Origin of the sequence: Nocardia sp. NPDC051833, assembly GCF_040681225.1 — a bacterium.
In the GTDB taxonomy this organism is placed as follows: domain Bacteria; phylum Actinomycetota; class Actinomycetes; order Mycobacteriales; family Mycobacteriaceae; genus Nocardia.
The window spans coordinates 1153041-1175781 of record NZ_JBFAYK010000001.1 but is presented as its reverse complement, the minus strand read 5'-3'; the positions used below and the strand labels follow the sequence as shown (position 1 = coordinate 1175781).

Genomic DNA, 22741 nt, shown 5'->3' with positions numbered 1-22741 from the left:
TCAGTACTCCACGTTCTGGTTGCGGCGACGGATCGTGGTCACTTCGTCACGCTGGTTTCCGGTGGGCCCGTGGTAGTTCAGGGCGAAGGACTGCTGGGCGTAGCCGCCGATCAGGTGCGACGGCTTGATCAGCACCCGGGTCAGCGCGTTGTGGATACCACCGCGCTTGCCCTTGGACTCCTTGGTCGTGGTCTCGGTGCCCTCGATGCGCGGCACGTCCACCGCGCGGTCCTGCGCGTGGTACATGAAGACCGTGCCCTCGGGCATGCGGTGCGAGACGATGGCGCGGGCGACGACGATGCCGTTGCGGTTGATCGCCTCGATCCAGTCGTTGTCGGCGACCCCGATCTTGGCGGCGTCGCGATCCGACATCCAGATCGTCTGACCGCCGCGCGAGAGCGTCAGCATGTGCAGGTTGTCCTGGTAGGCCGAGTGGATGGACCACTTGGAGTGCGGTGTCAGGTACCGCACGGTGACCCCGCCCCCGGCGACATTGCCGATGGACGGTTCGGCGAACAGCGCGGTCATGTCCAGCGGCGGCCGGAAGATCGGCAGCTGCTCGCCGAGTTCGATCATCCAGTCGTGGTCGAGGTAGAAGTGCTGGCGCCCGGTGAGGGTGTGCCACGGCTTCTGCCGCTCGACATTGATGGTGAACGGCGAGTACCGGCGGCCACCGCTCTCACTGCCCGACCACTCCGGCGAGGTGATCACCGGCACCGGCCTGGCCTGGGTGTCGGCGAAGGTGATCTGCTTGCCCTCGGCCTCGGCCGCGAGATCGGCCAGCTTGGTGCCGGTGCGGCGCTCGAGCTGGTGGAAGCCCTCGACCGCGAGGCGGCCGTTGGTCGTGCCCGACAGCGCCAGGATGGTCTCGGCGGCGAAGGTGTCCTTGGCCAGCGACGGCCGTCCGGCCGCGATGCCGGAGACGACGGTGCCGTTCTTGCCGGCGAGGTACTCGACTTCCTTGTCCGGGTAGGTGGTGATGCCCTTGGTGGTCACACCGAGGGTGTCGACCAGCGGGCCCAGCGCCGCGAGCTTCTCCGCGATCTTGGTGTAGTCGCGCTCGATCTCCACGATCTTGGGCATGGTCTTGCCCGGAATCGGCTCGCACTCACCGGCTTTCCAGTCCAGCACCTTGCCGCCCGCCTGCGCGAGCGCGTCGGGGGAGTCGTGCTGCAACGGCACCGCGACGATGTCGCGGCGGGTGCCCAGGTGCTTCTCGGCCAGCCAGGAGAACCCGCGGGCGATGCGGTGGAACGCCTCGAAGTCGGTCTTGGCCTCCCACGGCGGGGAGATGGCGGGGGAGAACGCGTGCACGAACGGGTGCATGTCGGTGGAGGACAGGTCGTGCTTCTCGTACCAGGTGGCGGCGGGCAGCACGATGTCGGCGAACAGCGTGGTGCTGGTCATGCGGAAGTCCAGCGCCAGCAGCAGATCCAGCTTGCCCTCGGCTCCTTCCTCCCGCCATTCCAGTTCCTGCGGACGCACACCGGTGGCGTCGGTGGTCTGCAGGTTGGAGCCGCAGCCGAGCAGGTGCTTCTGGAAGTACTCGTTGCCCTTGCCGGAGGAGCCGAGCAGGTTGGCCCGCCACACGGTGAGCACGCGCGGGAAGTTCTCCGGGGCGTCGGGGTCTTCACAGGCGAACCGAAGGTCACCGGACTTCAGCTGGGAGACGACGTGTTCGGCGGCGGTGTTGCCCGCGGCGGCGGCCTCGTCGCTGAGGTCGAGCGGGTTGCGGTTGAACGTGGGGTAGCTCGGCATCCAGCCGAGCCTGCTGGCCAGGGCGATGTTGTCGGCGGCGGTGCGGCCTGCGAACTTGCCCTTGCCCAGCGGGGAGGCGAACGCGTCGGAGGTGAACGGGTCGTAGCGCCACTGGTCGTTGGTGAGGTACCAGAACACGGTGCCCTGCATCTGGCGCGGCGGGCGCTGCCAGTCCGACGCCGAAGCCAGGGTGGCCCAACCGGTCACGGGGCGGCACTTCTCCTGGCCGACGTAGTGGGCCCAGCCGCCGCCGTTCTTGCCCTGGCAGCCGGTGAGCAGCGTCAGCGTGAAGAAGGCGCGGTAGATCTGATCGGAGTGGAACCAGTGGTTGGTGCCCGCGCCCATCAGGATCATCGAGCGACCGCCGGAACGTTCGGCGTTGTCGGCGAATTCGCGGCCGATGCGCGCGGCCTGCACGGCGGGGACGCCGGTGATGGCCTCCTGCCAGGCCGGGGTGTACGGCGACTCGGCGTCGTCGTAGCCCTTCGCCCATTCGCCCGGCAGACCGTCGCGACCGAGGCCGTACTGCGCGAGCAGCAGATCGAACACGGTCGTGACCCGCTTGCCCGCAACGATTTTCGTCGGGACGCCACGGATGATCGTCTCGGCGGTGTCGGTGTCGAAGCGCGGCAGGGCGATCGTGGCCGGTGCGTCGTCGGAATGGCCGAGCAGGGTGAGCAGCGGGTCGACGCCCTCGAGGTCGAGGTTCCACTTGCCCGCGTCGCCCTCGCCGAAACGGTGGCCCAGCGAACCGTTGGGCACCAACGGGTTTCCGGCCTGATCCAGCAGCACCGGCTTGTGCTCGACACCCTCACCGGTCTGACCCAGATCGGCGGCGGTGAGGAACTTCCCGGGCAGGGCGCCGTTCTGATCCGCCGCCTCGTCGAGACAGATCAGGTACGGCAGGTCGGTGTAGGACTTGATGTAGTCGAGGAACATCGGAGTCTGCTTCTCGAGGAAGAACTCCTTGAGCACCACGTGGCCCATGGCCATCGCCAGCGCCGCGTCGGTGCCGGGGCGCGCCGCCACCCACTCGTCGGCGAACTTGGTGTTGTCGGCGTAGTCGGGGGAGACGACGACGACCTTCTGGCCGCGGTAACGCGCCTCGGTCATGTAGTGCGCGTCGGGCGTGCGGGTCACCGGGACGTTGGAGCCCCACATGATCAGATAGCCCGCGTCGAACCAGTCGGCCGACTCCGGCACGTCGGTCTGATCGCCGAAGACCTGCGGCGACGCCACCGGCAGGTCGGCGTACCAGTCGTAGAAGGAGAGCATGTAGCCGCCGATCAGCGACACGAACCTGGCACCGGTCGCGTGGCTGACCATCGACATCGCGGGAATCGGAGAGAAGCCGGCCACCCGGTCGGGTCCATACTGCTTGATCGTGTAGACGTGCGCGGCCGCGGCGATCTCGGCGGCCTCCCACCACTCGGCGCGGACGAAGCCGCCCTTGCCGCGCGCGGCCTTGTACGCCTTGGCCTTGGCCGGGTCCTCGACGATCGACTCCCAGGCCAGCACCGGGTCCTTGAGCTCGGCCTTGGCCTTGCGGTACAGGTCCAGCAGGGTGCCACGCACGTACGGGTAGCGCACGCGGGCGGGGGAGTAGGTGTACCAGGAGAACGACGCGCCACGCGGGCAGCCGCGCGGTTCGTACTCCGGCTTGTCCGAGCCCACCGAGGGGTAGTCGGTCTGCTGCGACTCCCAGGTGATCACGCCGTCCTTGACGTAGATCTTCCAGGAGCACGAGCCGGTGCAGTTCACGCCGTGGGTGGAGCGCACCACCTTGTCGTGCGACCAGCGGTCGCGGTAGAACGCGTCGGCATCGCGGCCACCGACCTTGTACACCGACCGGTTGTCCGGCGAGACCTCACCGCGCTGGAAGTATTTACCGAGGTTCAGCAACGTGTCGCCGATATCGGTGGGCGACGGACCATGAGTGCGCGAATTAACCACGACGCCCCCTTCGAGCTGTGCTTTCGGGCTGATAGGGGCAACTGTAAAGAGACCGGGTGCTCCGGCAAAACGAACTTTTCACATCCCCGTCGGCCCCTCGGTGAGCTGTGAGGTCGGCGAAATCTCGTGGTCACGGAGGCGGCCGCGGCGGCGGCGGGCGATCCGGGGCCGACCTGGGTGAACGACTCGCGAGCTGGCCGAACGGGCGGATCGCGGGGTCTGTCACCCGGCCCGCGGTGATGCTTCCGAAACGACTGGTTCTCCGGCGGTTTACATTTGTTTACACACCTGACGGGCTCGCTGAACAGCGCTGATGTGACGCCCCGCACACTGCGGCGGGCTGGTCGGGGCCCATGGGCGCTGGTGCGCGGGGTGCCGGATCGTGGTCGTGATCGTGTCGTCACCACGCGGCGGCGAAGTCTATAGCACTGCTGGACGGAAAGAATTCGAATCCTTTTAATTCGCCCTGGCTCAGTGTGTTTCGTGACCGCGCCCACAGTTGCCAGGCGGTAACTATCCAATAGACAACGCGTCAATATAAAGAAACGGCAACTTTTCCGTTCGGCGATTGGTTCGAGGTTGAAACGTCATCCAGGATGGGGCGGTGCAGACAGGGAGGGTTCCGGTGCTACCGAAGTCATCGTCCGACGGGCCGGCTGGTCCGCCGAAGCCGCCGACACTCGGCGGGTTGCTGCGGCGACTGCGCGACGATCGGCGGATTTCCCGGGAAAAACTGGCTTTCGCGGCCGGTGTCAGCTCGAGCTACATCACCCATCTGGAGAGCGGCGACCGGGACCGGCCGACGCAGGCCGTCGTCGAGGCGCTGGTGCGCTACCTCGACCGGATCGCCCCGGTGACCGATATCGAGCGCAGGCATCTGTTCGACCTGGCCGGGCTCGCGCCCGTGGACAATCCGTCGGTCGAGGACCTGCGCGCCGAGATCAACGCCGAAATGCGCCGGACCCTGGTGCTGCAGGAGCCGAACCTGGCGGCCTACGTCGACACGCGCTGGAATGTGCTGGCGGGCAACGAGTCCTATCATCGCGCGTTCCCCGGCTTGGTCGAGGACGCCAATATCCTGCGCTGGTTCTTCGGCAACCCGCTCTCGCGCAAGGTGATGGTGGAGTGGGAACGGGAATCGACCCTGACCGTGCACTGGCTGCGCGGGCTGATCGGTCAGCAGGGTGGCGGTGACTGGGCGACCGAGCTGCTCGACGAGCTGGCCCAGTACCAGGACTTCCGCCGGATCTGGGACGACGGCGACACCGTCTACGGCCGCGAGCACACCGCCATGCGGCTGTGCGACCTGCACACCGGCGAGTACTACACCGTCGATGTCCAGCTCTTCCGCCTCGACTCGGTGGCCTACCCCGGCCGCATCCAGTACTACCTGGGCGTGCGCGGTCCCGACGGCGGCTAGATGCCGGCGACGGCGACGGGCGCCGCGGAGTGCGGTGTGCATGTCGTGACCAGCTCGATCAGGGCGGCGGCGATCTCGTCGGGATGGGTCACGGGGGCGCCGTGACCCGCGCCGGGCACCGTGCGCACACCCTGGGCGCCCGAGAGTCCCGCCGCCAGCCGCGCGCACTTGTCGGCGGTGCTGCTGTGGTCGTGTTCGCCGCGCAGGACGAGCGCGGGCACGGTGATCTCGCCGAGCCGTTCCAGCACCGAATCGCGGTCGATCAGGCAGCGCGCCGCCGGAAACAGCGCGGTGCGGTCGTGGGTGAGCCAGCGGGTGATCCACCAGCGCCAGATATCCGGGCGGTCGCCGCCGATCAATTGGGGTGCCAATTTTTCGGCCAGTGGCACCAATTCTCCGGTGCCGCACCATTCGTCGAAGAATTCCTCGTAGTAGGTTTCGTCGGCCCGGGTGCACGCGCCCGCCTCGGTATCGAGCAGGGCGAGTCCGCGGACGCGTTCCGGCGCGAGCAGCGCCATCCGCAGGGCGGCATATCCGCCCTGGCTCATTCCGCCGACAACCGCCGATTCCACGCCGACCGCGTCGAGCACCCGTAAACCGTCTTCGGCGAGATCCCAGTAGTCGAAGCGCGGGTCGGCCCCGTAACCGGTCCGGCCGTGACCTCGGGCATCCCAGGCGATGACGTTGATGCCGTTGTGCGCCAATATCGTTCGGATCGGGTCGAACATGGATTCGTCCATCAGGAAACCGTGCGCCAGCAGCACGGTCGGCCCGCGAACCGCGCCGGTACGGAAATGGATGTTCACCGAATCGGAGTGCACAAAGGGCATGTTCGAAACATACAAGTGTTAACGATGATTCCGCGCCGCTGCCGGGGCACATCGATGCCGCCGGTCCTGTGAATTCACTGGCGAGTGTATGTACCTCAGGGGGGCGTGCCTATTCTCGCCGGGATATGGACACAAGTGTTCGTGACCGATTGGATCAGACCAGAACAACGTACGGCTCGATCAGAGAATTTCGGGGAGTGAACTGATGAGGGTGACAGAGTACGGAAATCACGCACACATATGGCTCGCCGCCGCGGGCGACGGGCTTTCGGACACTTTCGCGGTGTGTGGCGCGGAAGGCAGGGCCATCTGGTACGGCCCCTATCTCGACGCCGATGTCGATCATCCACGCGGCGACCGGCAGGCCGCGGCCATGGGCGCCGCGGGCCGCGCGATCTGGCTGGCCGGCCGGGCCAAGGAAGACACGGGTGCCGACAAGGCGACCCTGCACCTGTCGGTCAGCGACGACGAGCTCGACGCCGTCACCCTGGCCTGCACGGCGTCGATGGCCGGGCTGGCCCTCGAACTCATTGTCACCGAAGACAATCCGGCCCAGGACTGGTGCCATGCCTTCGGCAGGCTCGACTGGAACTCGGGTCCGTTGACCAGCCTGGTCGACCCCGCCGAGCCGCCGTCGGCGCCGGCCCTCCGCTCGATCGCCGGCGGTCTCGAACAGCAGCAGTCCGAACCACAGGAAGGGCCTGTCATGCAGGAGAACACCACGGATCACTGGTCGGAACTGCGCTCGGCATTGGAGGGGCTGCTGCTGCACGACGCGATCGGCATGGACGCCAAGATGCGCCACGCCGTCTCCGCCGTCGTCCATCTCACCGTCGACACACCGAACGGCCCGCCCGAGGACGCCGAGGAATTCCTGGGCCGCTTCGACGCCTCCTGGCTGGTGGCGTCCTGGCTCGGCCACGACACCGAACTCTCCCTGATCGCGACCCTGGCCGCCGGGGAGATCCCGGCCCTGTCCTGGTGCGAACTGATGTTCACCACCACCCTGGCACCGTGGTCGACCAGCCCGGTCGCGGTGCACGCCCGCCGGGTGTTCACCACGGTGCAGCGCGGGAAGCTGGGCGCGGTCCGGGCGCACGTCAGCTGAGCCGCTGATCAGCGGACGGTGATCCGAACGCCCCGCTCATCCAGGCCGCTCCGGAGGTGCGGCGGGAACAGCCCGCTGGGCAGCATGATCGGCACGCCGCTGTAGCCGACCGTGGCCACCGGCCCACGGATCTCGATGGTGCCGAGGGCGGTGTACGGCAGGCGAACGAGATAGCTCGTGGTGGCCACCAGCACCGCGTCGGAGCCGAATCGGGCGGACAGCGTGGCCCCGGGGACGGCGGCGTGCCGGAACTTGCGCAGCACCGATTCGGTCGGATTCCGCGCGAAGTACCCCACGAACAGCGCGTACAGGACGCCGGCGACCACCGGCACCGCCGCACCGAGCAGGCCGGTATTCCGGCCCGCCACCACGGCAGCGCCGACCACGAGCAGTGCCAGCAGCACGACATTGGCTCTGGCCTTCGCCCGGCGCCACGGTTCACTCAGATGGGCGACGGCCAGGAGCCGCGCGGTGTCGTGATCTGCCGTGACGACGACGTCAGGGCTCGGCACCACCGGGAGCGGCGGCAGGGCGTCCGTGCTCGTCGGGTCCTGCGTGGCCCGCTGCCAGCGCTCGACGAGCGGCGCGGGGAACAGTGGCGCGGGCAGGGCCAGGCGCATCCCGTCGAACCGCAGCACGGCCACCTGCTCGGCGACCGACAGCGACCGGATCCGGTCCCGGCCGAACCGGCTGTAGCTGTCGTGATCGGTGAGGGTGATGCCGTCGGCGCCGAACCGCACCCGCCAGGTCGTCGCCGGCACCGTGTCACCGATCGTGGCTTCGAAGTGCCGCAGGAAGTGGCGATAGATCGCGTACGGGGTGTACAGCGTGCCCGCGAGGACCCCGCATACCAGCGGCAGGGCCGGAAGCCCGAGCACCGTGAGGCACGCGGTGATCAGCGGCATCCACACCACCACCGACCACACCGACGGTTTCACGGCGGCCCGGCGCGCGTTGTACCGCGCCAGATGCCGCGCCGCCCCCGGCGAATTGGTGTACTCCGTGTCCGGCCGTACCAGCTCCGGCAGTGGCGGCGCGGGCATCGTGAACGGTCCTGCCGCCGAGGCGGTGTCGGACTGGTCACCGCCGGGCAAGGCCGGACGGTCGCTGTCCCCCTGGGTCCACATGTCCGGAAGACTAATCAGTCGGTGGGCGTCGTGCCGCGCGAAGGTGTCGCGGCAGGCGAGCGGGCGGATTCAGCGTTCCGCTGCGACGGTCCGTCGCCTGCGTCAGGCGCTCGCGCCGACCGCGACCTCGGCGAACGACCCGACCCAGCGGTGCGGTGCGCGCGGCGGGTTCGGTTCGCCGTCGCGGTGCACGCCGACGACCTGCCATCCGGCGGCCACCGCGGCATCGAGCTCGTCCGGGTGGTCGGAGAGGAACAGGATTTCCGCGGCCGGGATGCCGATGCGCTCGGCGATGACGTCGTAGGAGGTGGCCTCGCGCTTCGGTCCCGCGCTGACCAGATCGAAGTGGTCGGTGATCAACCCGGACAGGTCGCCCGACTCGGCGAAGGCGAACCAATCCCGTTGGTTGCGTTCGGAACCCGAGGAGTACACGTACAGCGGGAGACCGGCCGCGTGCCAGGCCGACAGGGCGGGCACGACATCGGCGAAGAACCGGCCGTGCAGCGCGCCCGCGCGGAACCCCTGGGCGCAGATCGCGCCCTGCGCGGCCTTGAGCGGTTCGGCCTTGACGTCGGAACGCAGCCAGCCGGTGAGGATCTCGGCGATCCGGTCGGTGGCCGCGTCGGGTTCGCCCGCCAGTTCGCGGGTCGCCGCGATCACCGATTCGGCCGCGCCCGAGGCATTCTCAGCCAACCAGCCGGGCAGCCGCTGCTCGGTGTAGCCGTAGAGATCGTTGCGCACCGAGTCGGTGGGGCTGGTGGTGCCCTCGATGTCGAGGACGACGGCGCGGGTCACGGGGCGGTGAGCAGTTCGTCCAGCGTCGGGAAGCCCGCGCTGATCTTGTCGCCGGTGAAGTCGCCGATCCAGCCGTCGGCCTCCTCGAAGAAGCGGATCGCGATGAAGTCGGGCCGGGTGCCCATGTCGAACCAGTGCAGGGTGCCCGCGGGAACCGAGAGCAGGTCGCCCGCCTCGCAGACCGTCGCCAGCACGGCGTCGCCGAGGTGCAGGTAGAAGCAGCCGCGACCGGCGGCGAAGAAGCGCACCTCGTCCTCGGCGTGCCGGTGCTCGTCGAGGAATTTGGCCCGCGCGCCCGCCGCGGTGGCAGGCCACTCCGGGTTGTCGTCGTCGGGGTGGATGCGGGCGACATCGATGTGCTCGTAGCGGCCCGTGGCGTTGAGCTCGCCGATCTGCGGGGCGTAGTGGGCGAGCAGGGCCTCGGAGTCGGTGCCGGCGGCATCGGCCAGGACGTCCCAGCGCGAGAAGGCGATACCGTGCTTGTCCAGCTCGGCGGCGATCTCGGCGGTGTCGGTGGTGCGCACGCGCACGTCGGCGGCGTTGTCGGCGGCCATCACTTGCAGCAGAGTCATTGTCTATCCGATCTCGAGTGGCGTGGCGTCGGTGCGACCGGTGCGGGTGATCAACTCGCACAGGGCTTCCAGACATTCGGCGCGATCCCGCGCCTGGGCAAGAGTGTCACCCCAGGTGGTGATGCCGTGCCCGGTGATGAACAGAATCGGTGGCGCGCCGGGGTGGTCGCGCAGGTAGGTCTCGATGTCGGCGCCGATGCGGGCGACCTCGGGCCAGTTCGGGAACACCGGGACCACCACCGTGGCCGGGTCGGCCAGGCCGAAGCCCTTGAGCAGTTCGTATCCGGTGATCCGCAGCGTGTCCACGCTGCCACCGGGCCGCGCGGCGGTGGTCGCCAGCGCGGTCGCGAACGGCGAGTGCACGTGCACCACCGCCCCGGCCTGGCGAGTGCGATAGACGGCGGTGTGAATGCTGGTCTCCGCGGACGGTTTCCGGCTCTGGCCCGGGCGCGGCGTCGTGTCGGCCACGGCGACCAGCACCGTATCCCGTTCGGTCAGTTCACCTTTGGACAGTCCGCTGGCGGTGATCAACGCGTCGTCGTCGATCCGCACCGAGATATTGCCCGCGGTGCCGGGCATCCAGCCGCGCTCGTAGAGCTGGCGCGCGATGGTCGCGATCGCGGCGCCCTGGTCGGCAGGGGTGGGTGTTGTGGTCGCGCGACCCTGTTCGAATCGATCCGAATTCCGGTAGACCACACCGTTTTCGGTGACCACTGCGGTCACCAGATCGGCGGGTGTCACATCGAAGGCGGGGTTGAACACCGCCGTGCCCGCCGGGGCGGTGGACACGCCACCGAACCCGGTGACCTCGGCGGCCGCCCGCTGCTCGACCACGATCTGCGCGCCGGTCGCCATCGCGGTGTCGCGAGTGGACTCCGGCGCGACCACGAGGAACGGGATGCCGTGGTGGCGGGCGGCCAGCGCCAGGGTGAAGGTGCCGATCTTGTTGGCGACGTCGCCGTTGGCGGTGATCCGGTCGGCGCCGACGAGCACGGCGTCGACCTGGCCGGTGGCCATCGCCCAGGCCGCGGCGGAGTCGATGGTCAGCCGGTGCGGGATCCCCGCCTCGGCCAGCTCCCACGCGGTGAGCCGGGCGCCCTGGAGCAGCGGCCGGGTCTCGTCGACGATCACGTCCGCGACCGCTCCGCGCTCGTGCAGCACCCGCAGCGCGCCGATCGCGGTACCGACCGCGCTGGTGGCCAGCCTGCCGGTGTTGCAGTGCGTGAGCAGTCGCAGCTGCCCGTCACCGCAGAGCCGCTGCACCAGGTCGGCGGCGTGGGTGGCGGCGGCCAGGTTGACCCGGCCGTCCTCGGCGAGCAGGTCGAGGGTCTCGGTCAGCACGGCATCGGCACCGTCGGCGATCCGTCCGCGCACCCGCTCGACCGCCCAGGCCAGGTTGACCGCGGTCGGCCTGGCCGCCGCGATCCGATCGGCCTCGGCCTGCACGGCGGCCTCGTCCACCACGCCGTCGGCGGTGTGCGCCCTGGTGGCGATGACCACGCCGAACGCCCCCGCGATCCCGATCGCCGGGGCGCCACGAATCGCCAGGGTGGTGATCGCGTCGATGACCTGGTCGACGGTGCCGAGACGCAGTTCCCGCGCCTCGTGCGGCAGTCCGCGCTGGTCGATGGTGAGCAGCGCTCCGTCGTCCCAGGTGAGCGAACTGTCGTCCATCGGCGTCCTTACTTCGGGTCGGTCATCGTGCCTGATAAACGGTATCCGACCTGGTCCGGGCGGGAAGTCCGGGTCCCGGTCGTGCGGCGGCCGATCATTCGGCGACGAATTCGGCCTCCCGCTCCACGGCGTCGATCGTGGCTTGTGGTACCTGGATCGGGCCCGGCGTGTAGGTGATCGCCCGGAGCGCGCCGGTGTACCGGAACGGCCCGCGACGCTCGCGCAGCTCCCAGTCGACCGGACCGCGGGCGTCGACGCCCACCGAGATGCCGGTCCACGGGGCCATGCCGACCAGTTGTACCTGGTCGGCGAGCTCGGCGACGGCGACCCCGTCGACCTCGACCACGAAGTCCCAGCGCAGGTGCGGACGGATCGCCGCCCGCACGGTGATCTCCTGAGCCCCGCTCGCCAGCGGCGCCGCCACCGACGCGTAGCGGCCGTAGCTGTTGACGCCGAGCACCACCTCGCCGTTCTCGACGTAGAGCAGATAGCCGCCGAGCGGGTCGCCGTGCGCGACGAGCACGCCTTCGTCACCCTGCTGGTAGCCCGCAGGGGCGGCGCCCGTCGTCACGGGCAGGTGTTCGCCCGAGGGCAGCGCAGCCCCCGCAGGGGTAGTGCCTGTCGTCACGGGCAGGTGTTCGTCAGTAGGCAGAGCACCGTTCGGAGGCGCCTCGGTCCGGCGCCCGGTCAGGTCCGCGGTGATGGTGAAGTCGCGGTAGGCGATGAGCCGCTGGGAGCGGTAGCGCTCCAGGGTCGGCGTGCCGGGGAGCAGTCGGATCGGGGCGGCGAAGCGCGCTTCCTCGGGACGGCGGCGGAACAGGTCGGCCCGGGTCAGTAGGGGGAAAACGGTATTGGCCCAGGCGGAGTCATCCCAGGCGGCGGCCAGCTCGGCGGCCTTCTCGGGGAATTGCTCCGAGAGATCGTGCAGCTCCGTCGGATCGGCGCGCACATCGAACAGCTGCCAGTGCGGTGCGTCGAGATCGGCCCCGGCCTCATACAGCGACAGCAGCTTCCAGCCGTCGCGATAGAACCCGCGATGCCCGGTCATCTCCGAGTACTGCTCGGTGTGCCGGGTCGGTGCGGCCGGATCGCGCAGCAGCTCGGCCGCCGAGACGCCGTCGAACTCCTTGGCGGGCAACCCGTTGCGCACCGTCGGCCGCGCCAGCCCGGCCAGCTCGAGCAGCGTCGGGGCCAGATCGGTGACGTACGCGTACTCGTGCCGGATACCGGAATCGGCCTCGGTGCGCGGCAGACCCTTGGGCCACGACACCACCAGCGGCACCCGCACACCACCGGCGAAGGTCTGGCCCTTGTAGAAGCGGAACGGCGTATTGGACGCCTGACCCCAGCCGCGCGGGTAGTGCACGCCCAGCCGGGCAGTGCCGATCAGGTCCTCGTCGTGCGGGACGTCGCCGATCCAGTCCGGATCGTCGATGTGGGCGAACTCGGCGAAGTACGAGCGGGTGCCCTCCGGTCCGCCCTCGGCGGTGCCGCCGTTGTCGGAGGTGAATACGATGATGGTGTTGTCGAATTCGCCGAGGTCGTCGAGCAGGTCGACGATGCGGCCCAGGCTCTGGTCGATGCTGTCGATCATGCCCGCGTACACCTCCATGTACTTGGCGTAGCGGCGGCGCTCGTCCTCGGACAGCGAATCCCATTCCGCGGCTTCGTAACCGGGCTCGGTATTGCGCGGCTTCTGCCGCGTGCCCGGCGGGAACAGACCCTGGGCCAGCTGCTCGGCGAAACGCTTGCGGCGCAGTTCGTCCCAGCCCTCGGCGTAGCGGCCGCGATACTTCGCCTGATCCTCGGCCTTGGCCTGCAGCGGTCCGTGCATGGCCACGTGCGCGAAGTACAGGAAGAACGGTTTGGTGGCGTCGTGGGCGCGCAGGTCCTTGATATAGGACAGCGCCTTGTCGGTGAGATCGTCGGTGAGGTAGTAGCCCTCCGGATACTCCTCGATATCGACCACCGAACCGTCGGAGACCAGCTGATTCGGGTAGTAGAACGAATTCAGCCCCTCCAGCGAGCCGTAGTAGCGGTCGAATCCTCGCTGCGTCGGCCAGGAATCGCGATGCGCCGACGGATTCATCGTGGCGTCGCGTACCAGATGCCATTTGCCCACGGCGTAGGTCGCGTATCCGTTGCCGCGCAGGATCTCCGGCAGCGTGAGCACATCGTCGGCCAATTCCAGGCGCAGGCCGGGGTACCCGGGGTCGGCATTGGCGACGAAGCCGAAACCGGCACGGTGGGAATTGATTCCGGTCAGCAGCGCGGCGCGCGAGGGCGAGCACAGTGGCGTCGTGTGGTAATTCGACAGCCGCACGCCCCGGGCGGCCAGCCGGTCCAGCGTCGGCGTCTCGATCTCCGAACCGAACGGGCCGATATCGCTGTACCCCATGTCGTCGACGAGGACGACGACGATATTGGGCGCGCCGGCGGGCGCGGTCGGGGGAGAGGTCCATTCCGGGGTGGAATCGGCCGAGGTGCGACCGGCCGAGCCGCCGAAGGATTCGTAACCGCGAGCGTGGGGTGGAACAGGCATGCTCGCAGTAAAGGTGACATATTCGCTGGTCACCAGGGTTATGTGCATCCTGCGCGGAATCGGTGACCCCTGCGGCGCAACTTGTTAGCGTCACTGCCGTGCCCACGAATCAGCCCGCTTGCTGCTGTTCGTGTCGCGTCCTGCGTGGCTGACGTACGTCTGCTGACGTGCGCGGCCGAACGAGCCGATGTGTCCCCTTCCCCCGGTGCGCCTTTCCGCTGCGCGCTGTTCGGCCCGCGTCCGCGGGCCGACGTGTCTTCGAGGAATCCCACGATGAGCTTTACCCCCGGCGGCCTCGATCGCCGTAATTTCCTGCGCGCCGGCGGCATCGCCGCGGCCGCCATCTTCGGTGGCGCGGCGCTGGCGGCCTGCACCTCGGCCGTCTCGGAGCAGAAGGGCGGCGGTGACGACGCGACGCCGGTGCGCGGCGGCACCCTGAAGGTGGGCATCCGCGAGGACCTGGTGCCCGCGAACCTGCTGACCAACACCGCAGCGACACCGGTCGTCATCGGCCTGGTCTACGAATCGCTGATCCGCTATCCCAACGACAAGCTGGAACCCCAACCGCTGCTGGCGAAGTCGTGGCAGCTCGCCGCCGACGGCCGGTCCATCGCGCTGGACCTGCGCGACGACGTGAAGTTCCACTCGGGCAGGCCGTTCACCGCCAAGGACGTGGAGTTCTCGATCCGCACCTACGCCGACGCCAAGTGGTCGGCCCAGCTGCGCAGCACCGCCACCGCGGTCACCGGCTTCGACATCGTCTCGCCCACCCGCATCGTGCTGCGGCTGGCCCACCCGCTGAGCAATATCTACGACCTGCTCGACACCGTGCCCATCCTGGACAGCGAGACCATCGACAAGCTGGGCACCGGCGACACCTACATCGGCACCGGACCGTTCAAATACGTCCAGCGCGTGCCGAATTCGCAGCTCGTGTTCGAGAAGAACCCGGACTACTGGGTGCCCGAGCGCCCCTACCTGGACCGCGTCGAGGTCTCGATCATCCAGGACCCGCAGGCGCTGCTGAACGCGCTCAAGTCCGGGCAGATCGCGGTGGCCAGGGAACTCGGCTACCGCGACGCCGAGAATCTCGCCAAGTCGGGCGGCTATCGGGTGCTCGACCTCGAGGGCGCGGAACTGCAGGCCTATGTCGGCGTCAATGTGACCGAGCCCGCGCTGGCCGATGTGCGGGTGCGCCAGGCCATCGCCTTCGCGCTCGATCGCGAGCGGATCATCGCCGAGGTCTTCCGCGGCGCGGGCTACCCGCTGAACGTGCCGTGGCCCAAAACCTCACCCGCCTTCGACGAATCACGCAACACCAAGTACAGCCGCGATGTCGCCAAGGCCAAGGACCTGCTCACCCAGGCGGGCAAGCCGCCCAAGCTGCCGCTCACCTTCGGCCCCGGCCACGAGGAGACCGCCCAGATCGTGCAGGCCAACCTCGCCGAGGTCGGCATCGAGGTGACCCTCGACCCGGTCGACGCCGCCACCTTCGTCAAGCAGCTCACCGGGCAGCAGTTCCGCGGCCTGTGGGTCACCGACCACTCGTGGGCGCAGTTCGTGCCGTCGACGCTCACCGTGAGCGCCTACCCCTTCAACGCCCGCCGCAATGCCTCCCGCTACGAGTCGCCCGCCTACACCTCGGCGGCCGACGCGGCCTGGCAGCTGCCGCAGGGCACCGGCCCGGACGCGGTGCGCGCCTTCCACGCGGTCAGCGACCAGCTGCTGGAGGGGCTGTTCCTGATCGAGATCGGCGTCCGTTTCCAGCAGTACTCCACCGCCACCAAGGTGCACGAGTTCGCCTGGACCAAGCGCCGTGAACCGGTGCTCACCGACACCTTCCTGTCATGACCCGCTATCTGCTGCACCGGCTGCCGTCGGCACTGCTCGTGCTGTTCGGCGCCTCGGTGCTGATCTTCCTGCTGCTGCGCCTGGTGCCCGGTGATCCGGCGACCATCCTGGCGGGCAACGACGCGACGCCCCAGTCGATCGCCGCGATCCGGCAGCAGCTGGGCCTGGACCGGTCGATTCCGGTGCAGTACCTGAGCTGGCTCGGTGACCTGGTCACCCTCGACCTCGGCCGGTCCTACCTCATCGGCGGGCAGATCACCGATCTCGTCGGCCGTGGTCTCACCAACACCCTGGTGCTGACGGTGACGGCACTGCTGCTGGCCGTGGTCACCAGCGTCGTGGTCTCGGTCGCGTCGGTGCTGTGGCCGAGCCGGTGGCTGAACACCGTTGTCGCCGCGGCCAATACAGTTGCCGTCGCGCTGCCGACCTTCGTGGTCGGGCCGCTGCTCGTGCTCGTCTTCGCGGTCGCCGTCCCGGTGCTGCCCGCCGGTGGTGTGCCGCCGGACGGCTTCATCGCCCGGCCCGACATCGCCGTGCAGTACCTGCTGCTGCCCGCGATCTGCCTCGCGCTGCCAGTGGCGGCGGCGCTGACCCGGTTCCTCACCGAGTCGTTGCGCACCGAACTCACCAAACCGTATGTGCTGACGGCACGTTCGCTCGGTGTCTCGCACCGCGAGATCGTCACCAGGGGCGCGCTGCGCAACGCGCTGCCGACCCTGCTCACCGTGCTCGGCCTGCAGACCGGGCAGCTGCTCGGCGGCGCCGTGCTGGTGGAGGCGGCCTTCGTCTGGCCGGGCATCGGCCAGCTCATCGAACAGGGCATCAGCCGTCGCGACTACCCGCTGGTGCAGGTGCTACTGCTGCTGTCGGTCGCGGTGTTCGTGGTGATCCAGCTGGTGACCGACATCGCGCACGCCTGGCTGGATCCCCGCATCCGGATCGGCGGCCGGTCATGACCGCGACGATCGAGAAAGCGGCCGCGACGCAGCAGGAGTCACCGCGTCGGGCCGGGGCACTGTCGGCGCTCGGCAGCGGTCAGGGACTCGCGGGCGTCGTGCTGATCGCGGTGATCGCGCTGGCGGGAGTGTTCGCCGGGGTCCTCAGTCCCTACGACCCGCTCGCTCAGATCCCCGGCGCCAACCTGCTCGGCCCGAGCGGCGAGCACTGGCTCGGCACCGACCATCTCAATCGGGACGTGGCGGCGCGCGTGCTCGCCGGCATCCGGATCGACCTGCTGATCGTGCTGCTCGCGGTGCCGATCGGCGCGGTGATCGGTTCGCTGGCCGGGCTCGCCGCCACCGTGAACCCCTGGGCCGACATCACCGTACAGCGGGTCTTCGACCTGATCCTGGCGTTCCCTGCGCTGATCCTCGCGATCGCCCTGGCCGCCGTCACCGGACCCGGCTGGCACGCGGTCGTCATCGTCATCATCGCCACCGAGATCCCGATCTTCGGCCGCCAGATCCGCACCGCCGTCCTGGCGGTGCGCGAACAGCCGTTCGTCGAGGCGTCCGAGGTGATCGGCGCCGACACCTGGTGGACACTGCGTAAGCACGTGCTGCCCAATGTGATCGAGCCGCTGGGCGTGCAGTTCGCGCTGTCGCTGTCGCTGGCGGTGTTCATCGAGGGCGCGATGAGCTTCATCGGCATCGGAGTGCGGCCGCCGGAGCCCTCGCTCGGTTCGCTCATCGGCGAGTCCATCGCCAACCTCGACGCCAACCCGTGGATGGCGATCGGCCCGCTGACCGTCGTGGCCGGGCTGACGCTCGGCTTCCTGTTGATCGCCCAGGCACTGGGCCGGGCAAGGAGACTGGCATGACCGACGATCTGGTGCTCGACATCGACGGCTTGACCGTCGCTTTCGGCGACCAAACCGTGGTCGACCGGGTGAGCCTGCGCGTCCGGCGTGGTGAAGTGGTCGCCCTCGTCGGCGAATCCGGTTCCGGGAAATCGCTCACCGCCCGGTCGGTGCTCGGCCTGCTGCCCGGCACCGCGCACGCCACGGGCTCCATCCGCCTCGCCGGCACCGAGGTCGTCGACGCGGCCGAGCCCGCGCTGCGCGCACTGCGCGGCACCGGGGCGGCCATGGTGTTCCAGGAGCCGCAGACCGCGCTCAACCCGGTGCAGAAGATCGGCACCCAGATCCGGCAGGCGCTGCGGGCCCACGGCACCACCGACAGGGCCGCCGCCAGGGCCCGCGCGATCGAACTGCTCGCCGCCGTCGACCTCCCGGAGCCGGAGAAGCGGCTGGACTGGTATCCCCACCAGCTCTCCGGCGGGCAGAAGCAGCGCGTCGTGATCGCGCTGGCCCTGTCCGGCGACCCCGATCTGCTCATCGCCGACGAGCCGACCACCGCGCTCGACGTCACCGTCCAGGCGGAGATCCTCGACCTGCTGCGGACCCTGCAGCGGGAGCGGGGCACGGCCATCCTGTTCATCACCCACAACCTCGGGGTGGTCGCCGAGATCGCCGACCGGGTCGTGGTGATGCGGGCCGGGCAGGTGGTCGAAGAGCAGCCGGTGTTCGGGCTGTTCGGTACGCCGGAAGCGGAGTACACGCGGACCCTGCTGGCGGCGGTGCCCCGGTTGCCCGCGGTGTCCGAGCGCGGGGCGGGGGAGGTCGCCGGTGCGGCGACCGCTGGCTCGGCGCCCGCCTCCGGAGCGGGCGATGACGACGCTCGGGCGGACGATGCCGCCGGTGCGGTGGCCGCGGCTGAGCCGGATCTCGCCGGTGCCGCGGTGGCGGATGACGGCGCGGACGCGGCGCGTGCCGCTGACGGTGCTACGGCGGGAGCGGCCGTCGACGAGTCCGCCGAGGGTGTGGACCCCGGTGCGGATTCGGCCGAGGAGGGGACGGACGAAGAGTCCGAGCAGCCGGAACGGGCTCGCCGGATCCTGCGGCGAGTCGTCGTCCGCGGTCCCGCCGTGGTCGCGGAGAAGGGCGGCGGCACAGCCGAACCCGACTACCGCGACGTACTGCGCATCGACGAACTGTCGGTGACCTACCCGGGACGCCATGGCGCGGCGGACTTCCCGGCGCTCCAGGACATCTCGCTGACGCTGGGCCCGCGCGAGGTACTCGGTCTGGTCGGCGAATCCGGCTCGGGCAAGAGCACCCTGGGCCGCACCGCGCTCGGCCTGGTCCCGGCGACGTCGGGAACCGTGGAGTTGCAGGGTGTGCCGCTGGCCGGGCTGTCGCGGCGTGAACTGCGGGGTCTGCGCAAGAATGTCGCGCTGGTGCACCAGGACGTGAGTGCCTCGCTGGACCCGCGCCGCAGTGTCGCCGACGCGATCGCGGAACCGCTGCAGGTGCATCGCGCCGCCTCGGGTGCGCTGCTACGCGCCAAGGTCGGCGATCTGCTCGAATCGGTCCGGCTGCCCAGGGATTACGCGCAGCGGCGGCCGGGCGAGCTCTCGGGCGGACAGCGTCAGCGGGTCGCGCTGGCGCGTGCCCTGGCATTGGCGCCTCGGCTACTGGTGGCCGACGAGCCGACCAGCGCGCTGGATGTGTCCGTGCAGGCCCAGGTGCTCGACCTCTTCGCCGACCTGCGTGCCGAATACGGCTTCGCGAGCCTGTTCATCAGCCACGATCTGGCGGTAGTGCACCAGGTCGCCGACCGGGTGGTGGTGCTGCGGCAGGGCCGGATCGTCGAAACCGGCGAGGTCGGCGCCGTATTCGCCGCGCCGGCCCAGGAGTACACCCGCCGCCTGCTCGACGCGGTGCCCGCTCCCGATCCGTCGACGGCGCGCCGGGGCGGGGACGGATCCGCGGCGAGCGCGCTCCAGCGCATCGGGGCCTGACGTGGACGAGCCGCCGGAAGGGGAACCGGCGGCTCGTCGACACACGTGGATCAGCGATGGTCGGGGCGGCGCGGTTCACGCCGATCGTCCTGACCTGCTCGCGTCATGCCTTGCGAGTTCTCGCCCATCTGCTCCTGCCGCTGTTGCTGCTGCTGCCGCGGCATCTGCTTGGGCATTTTCTTAGGCGTTTTCTTGGACTTGTCAGCCATCTCCACACGGTCCTTTCCGAGGGATAGTGTTTCGCCTAACGCGCCAACGATAACCAGCGGAAATGCACTCCGGTAGAGGTGTGCGAAAAATAGCTGTCCGACCTGCCGATTTCCGGCGTGTCGATGGTTTGAGACGAATTCTCGAACATTATTTGACCAAGCATGAATTGCGATGTCCGCCGCCAAAACTGCGGGATTTCCGTCAATTCTCTTCGGCTCGGTAACGACGTTGCGAGCGCAACAGCATCCGACAAATTCCCACGGGCCGTGCTGTCGTCGGTCGACACGGGTGGGTCCGAGGCGCAGCCGTCGTCGATTTCGGTGCGAGGTTCGTGTGTGATGTGTTGCGCACCAATTCGTTTCGCCGCCGAGATCGCCATCGGATGAACACTGATCGAACTGTGCGTGCGGGCCCTGCCCGCGAGGATTTCCCGCTGCTAGCGTCAACGGCCGAGCGCCGGGGGTGGTCGACTCGGCGTGAATTCGGGGACGGGGGATCATGCAGGTTTCGGCGGAAGAGTTGCGAACGGCCGCGGGCGAGATGGATCGGATCGCGGACGAGGGGATCGGCCGCATGCCGGTCATCGACACACCGGGGTTCCTCGGCACGATCAGCAGCTTCCTGGCCGGGTCGGACGTCGGTCCCCAGCTGGACAAGATCGAGCCGGCCCGGACCAGGAGCTTGAAAGTGGCGGGCGGGCGGTACCGCGAACTGGGCGCCCTGCTGCGCACATCGGCGGACGCCTACACCGACAGCGATCTCGCCGCCGCGGCGCGGCTCGCGGCGCTGGGCGATCTGAACAGCGGGGAGATGCCGCAGTGAAGCGACCGGGTCCGGATCTGGTGCGGTACTGGAACATCGACCTCGCCGCGACGGCGACCAAGGCGACCACCATCGCCGCGGGCATCCGTACCTCGGCCGACCAGATGTACCGCGCCATCGACGCGCTGGACTGGTCGGGCCAGGCACGGCAGTCGGTGGACACTCGCTGCGTGCGCGAGGTCGCGCAGATGCGGGTGCTCGCCGCGGCCTACGACGATCTGGCGACCGCGCTGAACACCGGCGACTCGGCGATGGGAACGCCGGTCTCGCAGTTGCGGACCGACTACGACACGCTGGTGCGCGACCGCTACACGATCCACCACGACTGGACGGTGGTCGACGACTCCAGCGACGACGAGACCCGCGCCCAGGAGGCGGCCAACCAGACCGTCCGCCTGCAGCGACTCGCCGACGACCTCGGCTGGGCCGACCACAACTGCGCCGCTGCGGTGGGCAAGGCGGTCGACGCGATCAACCAGCTCACGCCGGAAACCGCCGGATTGAATCCCCGCCTCGCCCGCGAGGACGTCGACGCGTTTCGCAACGGGACCGCGACGACGGAACAGATCCAGCGCTTGCGGTGGGCGACGACCCTGAGCCCCGAGCAGATCGACGCGCTGTCGAGCGGCGAACAGGTGACGATCCCCCAGCAGCAACTCGACTATCTGACATCGGTGATGCGGGATCTCGACGGGCAGTCGGTCACCCAGATCTCACAGCTCGGATCCGGCCTCCCGGCCGATCAGGCCAAGATGGTGCAGGCCGGTCTGGCCGATGCCATGCAACTGGCCTCGAATCCGCAGATCACGTCGACGGGGCTGACGGCAGCACAGGGCGGGAAGGTCGGGGTGGATTTCGGCGGCCTCGGTGCGTTGCCTTCGCAGGTTCGGACGACCCTCACGCAGGAGCCGAAGGTGGCGATCGGCCCCAAGCAGGACCTGCTGACGATTTCGACGCTGCTCGGGCAGGGCAGCCCGTCGCTTGCCCAGGGGACCGACGCGGACCGCGCGCTGCTGAACCAGGCGACGAACATCGCCGCGCACAAGTACCACCCCGTCGTGGCGGCGCCCTTCGACGTCGGCGACACGTTCGACCCGCTGGACGACAAGATCGCCAGCCAGATCCTCGGCCAGGCGGGGCGCGACAGCGGCGCGGTTCACGACTTCTTCACCGGTGACGGCATGGACGCGGTAATGCCGCCGGGGACCAAGTTCGACAATCAGGCCGCCATCGGAACCTTGCTCGACCACAACTGGCACGGCGATGACAGCGGCGTGACCACGATGCTGAAGACCGTCGACACGGACGCGACGTCCGCGAATCCCCACATCAATTCCGACGCGGGCCAGTCGGCGCGCCAGATCGCCAACTATGTCGCCGAGCACCGGGACTCCCTGTTCCGGCTGACCGGTGAGACCGACGGCCCCGACGGTCTCTACAAGGATCCGGTGAGCATCGGCGAGGCCAACCCGAAAATGGTCGCCCAGCTCGGTGACACCCTGGCCAACTACATCCCCGCGATGGCCGGTGTGCGCGACAGCGACCTGGTGGCGCAGGGGTTCTACGACAACAATGCCGGCGATTTCTCGCAGTCGTCGATGAAGAATGTGTTCGCGGTGATCGACACCGACCCGGACGCAGGCAAGAGGTTCACCGCGAACGCCTACCAGTCGGTCGCCGACCTCAACCAGCTGTTCGGGGCGACCGGAATGAAGGACTATTCGCTGGCCGAGTGGGCAGGCCATATCGACCAGGCTGCGCAGGACGGCGCCGCGCTCGAGATCGGCGCCCGCACCACGGACGCGCTGACCGCGCAGAAGGAGAAGATGGCGCTGTTCGACGGTGCGCGTGAGGTGGCGGCGTTCGGCCTGAAGCGAGTTCCTGGTGCGGGCGATCTGCTGGAACTCGGCTGGAAATCGGTGTCATCGGACGTCCGGCTCAGCACCTTGGGCGCAGTGCCCGACGTCGCGGAACATGTCGACACGTCACCGTACGGCAGCATTCCGGCGCAGACCTACAACATTCTGCAGGGTATTGCGAGCGCACCCGGGAACGTCGATCTGCGTTCGGATCCGAACATCGGCAGGTACTTCGACCAGGAAACCGGGGCCCTTCGGTCATTCGAAGATATCCGCTCCGACGGCGGCCAATCATCGAAAACCAATCTCGCGGAATTGAACACACACGTGGGGAACTACTCCGGTGGACTCTCCGAGTACCGTGCTCGATGGGACCTCGGCCATGGGCGGGAGCCCGGAGCCGCCCCTAAATGAGGCGA

General features: G+C 68.9%; 17 protein-coding genes. 8 read left to right on the top strand and 9 right to left on the bottom strand.

The window, feature by feature from the left end:
• The gene (locus AB0L91_RS05070) at positions 1 to 3711 is read right to left on the bottom strand and encodes a nitrate reductase subunit alpha (RefSeq protein WP_365007323.1); all 3711 of its coding nucleotides are present in this window, start codon (positions 3709 to 3711) and stop codon (positions 1 to 3) included.
• A 688-nt stretch (positions 3712 to 4399) separates the two neighbouring features.
• Here AB0L91_RS05070 and AB0L91_RS05065 point away from each other — a divergent pair.
• Positions 4400 to 5131 carry a helix-turn-helix transcriptional regulator gene (locus tag AB0L91_RS05065; protein ID WP_365007322.1) on the top strand — a complete coding sequence of 244 codons (732 nt, stop codon included), beginning with the start codon at positions 4400 to 4402 and terminating at the stop codon, positions 5129 to 5131.
• On the opposite strand, the gene AB0L91_RS05060 is transcribed toward AB0L91_RS05065, so the two are convergent.
• Positions 5128 to 5961, bottom strand: coding sequence for an alpha/beta hydrolase (locus tag AB0L91_RS05060; protein ID WP_365007321.1), 834 nt, complete (start codon positions 5959 to 5961; stop codon positions 5128 to 5130). The genes AB0L91_RS05065 and AB0L91_RS05060 overlap by 4 nt on opposite strands.
• A 283-nt stretch (positions 5962 to 6244) precedes the next feature.
• Here AB0L91_RS05060 and AB0L91_RS05055 point away from each other — a divergent pair, with 283 nt between their 5' ends.
• On the top strand, positions 6245 to 7069 hold the full coding sequence (locus tag AB0L91_RS05055) for a hypothetical protein (protein ID WP_355280724.1): 825 nt from the start codon (positions 6245 to 6247) through the stop codon (positions 7067 to 7069).
• Between the two features lie 8 nt (positions 7070 to 7077).
• Here AB0L91_RS05055 and AB0L91_RS05050 read toward each other — a convergent pair whose 3' ends face one another.
• The 5 genes from AB0L91_RS05050 to AB0L91_RS05030 all read right to left on the bottom strand — a co-directional run bounded on the left by AB0L91_RS05050 (position 7078) and on the right by AB0L91_RS05030 (position 13779).
• Positions 7078 to 8196 (bottom strand): hypothetical protein, encoded by a 1119-nt coding sequence (locus tag AB0L91_RS05050; RefSeq protein ID WP_365007320.1) that lies wholly within the window; start codon positions 8194 to 8196, stop codon positions 7078 to 7080.
• Between the two features lie 102 nt (positions 8197 to 8298).
• On the bottom strand, positions 8299 to 8991 hold the full coding sequence (mtnC, locus tag AB0L91_RS05045) for an acireductone synthase (RefSeq protein WP_365007319.1): 693 nt from the start codon (positions 8989 to 8991) through the stop codon (positions 8299 to 8301).
• Entirely contained in the window at positions 8988 to 9563 is a 576-nt protein-coding gene (locus tag AB0L91_RS05040; RefSeq protein WP_365007318.1) for a cupin, read from the bottom strand. The genes mtnC and AB0L91_RS05040 overlap by 4 nt, the downstream gene beginning before the upstream one ends.
• Before the next feature lie 3 nt (positions 9564 to 9566).
• Positions 9567 to 11237, bottom strand: a complete 1671-nt coding sequence (mtnA, locus tag AB0L91_RS05035; protein WP_365007317.1) for an S-methyl-5-thioribose-1-phosphate isomerase — start codon at positions 11235 to 11237, stop codon at positions 9567 to 9569.
• Between the two features lie 94 nt (positions 11238 to 11331).
• Entirely contained in the window at positions 11332 to 13779 is a 2448-nt protein-coding gene (locus AB0L91_RS05030) for an arylsulfatase (RefSeq protein WP_365007316.1), read from the bottom strand.
• A gap of 273 nt (positions 13780 to 14052) precedes the next feature.
• On the opposite strand from AB0L91_RS05030, the gene AB0L91_RS05025 reads away from it, so the two are divergent.
• The 4 genes from AB0L91_RS05025 to AB0L91_RS05010 are packed head-to-tail and all read left to right on the top strand — an operon-like array spanning position 14053 to position 19431.
• On the top strand, positions 14053 to 15630 hold the full coding sequence (locus AB0L91_RS05025; protein ID WP_365007315.1) for an ABC transporter substrate-binding protein: 1578 nt from the start codon (positions 14053 to 14055) through the stop codon (positions 15628 to 15630).
• Positions 15627 to 16586 (top strand): ABC transporter permease, encoded by a 960-nt coding sequence (locus AB0L91_RS05020; RefSeq protein ID WP_365007314.1) that lies wholly within the window; start codon positions 15627 to 15629, stop codon positions 16584 to 16586. Before AB0L91_RS05025 ends, AB0L91_RS05020 begins: the two co-directional genes overlap by 4 nt.
• Positions 16583 to 17449 carry an ABC transporter permease gene (locus AB0L91_RS05015; RefSeq protein ID WP_365007313.1) on the top strand — a complete coding sequence of 289 codons (867 nt, stop codon included), beginning with the start codon at positions 16583 to 16585 and terminating at the stop codon, positions 17447 to 17449. Before AB0L91_RS05020 ends, AB0L91_RS05015 begins: the two co-directional genes overlap by 4 nt.
• Complete coding sequence (locus tag AB0L91_RS05010; RefSeq protein WP_365007312.1) at positions 17446 to 19431, top strand: ABC transporter ATP-binding protein; 1986 nt, start codon at positions 17446 to 17448, stop codon at positions 19429 to 19431. The genes AB0L91_RS05015 and AB0L91_RS05010 overlap by 4 nt, the downstream gene beginning before the upstream one ends.
• Before the next feature lie 50 nt (positions 19432 to 19481).
• On the opposite strand, the gene AB0L91_RS05005 is transcribed toward AB0L91_RS05010, so the two are convergent.
• On the bottom strand, positions 19482 to 19640 hold the full coding sequence (locus AB0L91_RS05005) for a hypothetical protein (protein ID WP_218717989.1): 159 nt from the start codon (positions 19638 to 19640) through the stop codon (positions 19482 to 19484).
• Between the two features lie 35 nt (positions 19641 to 19675).
• Entirely contained in the window at positions 19676 to 20020 is a 345-nt protein-coding gene (locus AB0L91_RS05000; RefSeq protein ID WP_365007311.1) for a hypothetical protein, read from the bottom strand.
• 119 nt (positions 20021 to 20139) lie between these two features.
• Here AB0L91_RS05000 and AB0L91_RS04995 point away from each other — a divergent pair, with 119 nt between their 5' ends.
• Positions 20140 to 20463 carry a type VII secretion target gene (locus AB0L91_RS04995; protein ID WP_365007310.1) on the top strand — a complete coding sequence of 108 codons (324 nt, stop codon included), beginning with the start codon at positions 20140 to 20142 and terminating at the stop codon, positions 20461 to 20463.
• A 170-nt stretch (positions 20464 to 20633) separates the two neighbouring features.
• A complete protein-coding gene (locus AB0L91_RS04990; protein WP_365007309.1) occupies positions 20634 to 22736 on the top strand; it encodes a hypothetical protein in 2103 nt (700 codons plus the stop codon).
• The last annotated feature ends 5 nt before the right edge of the window (positions 22737 to 22741 follow it).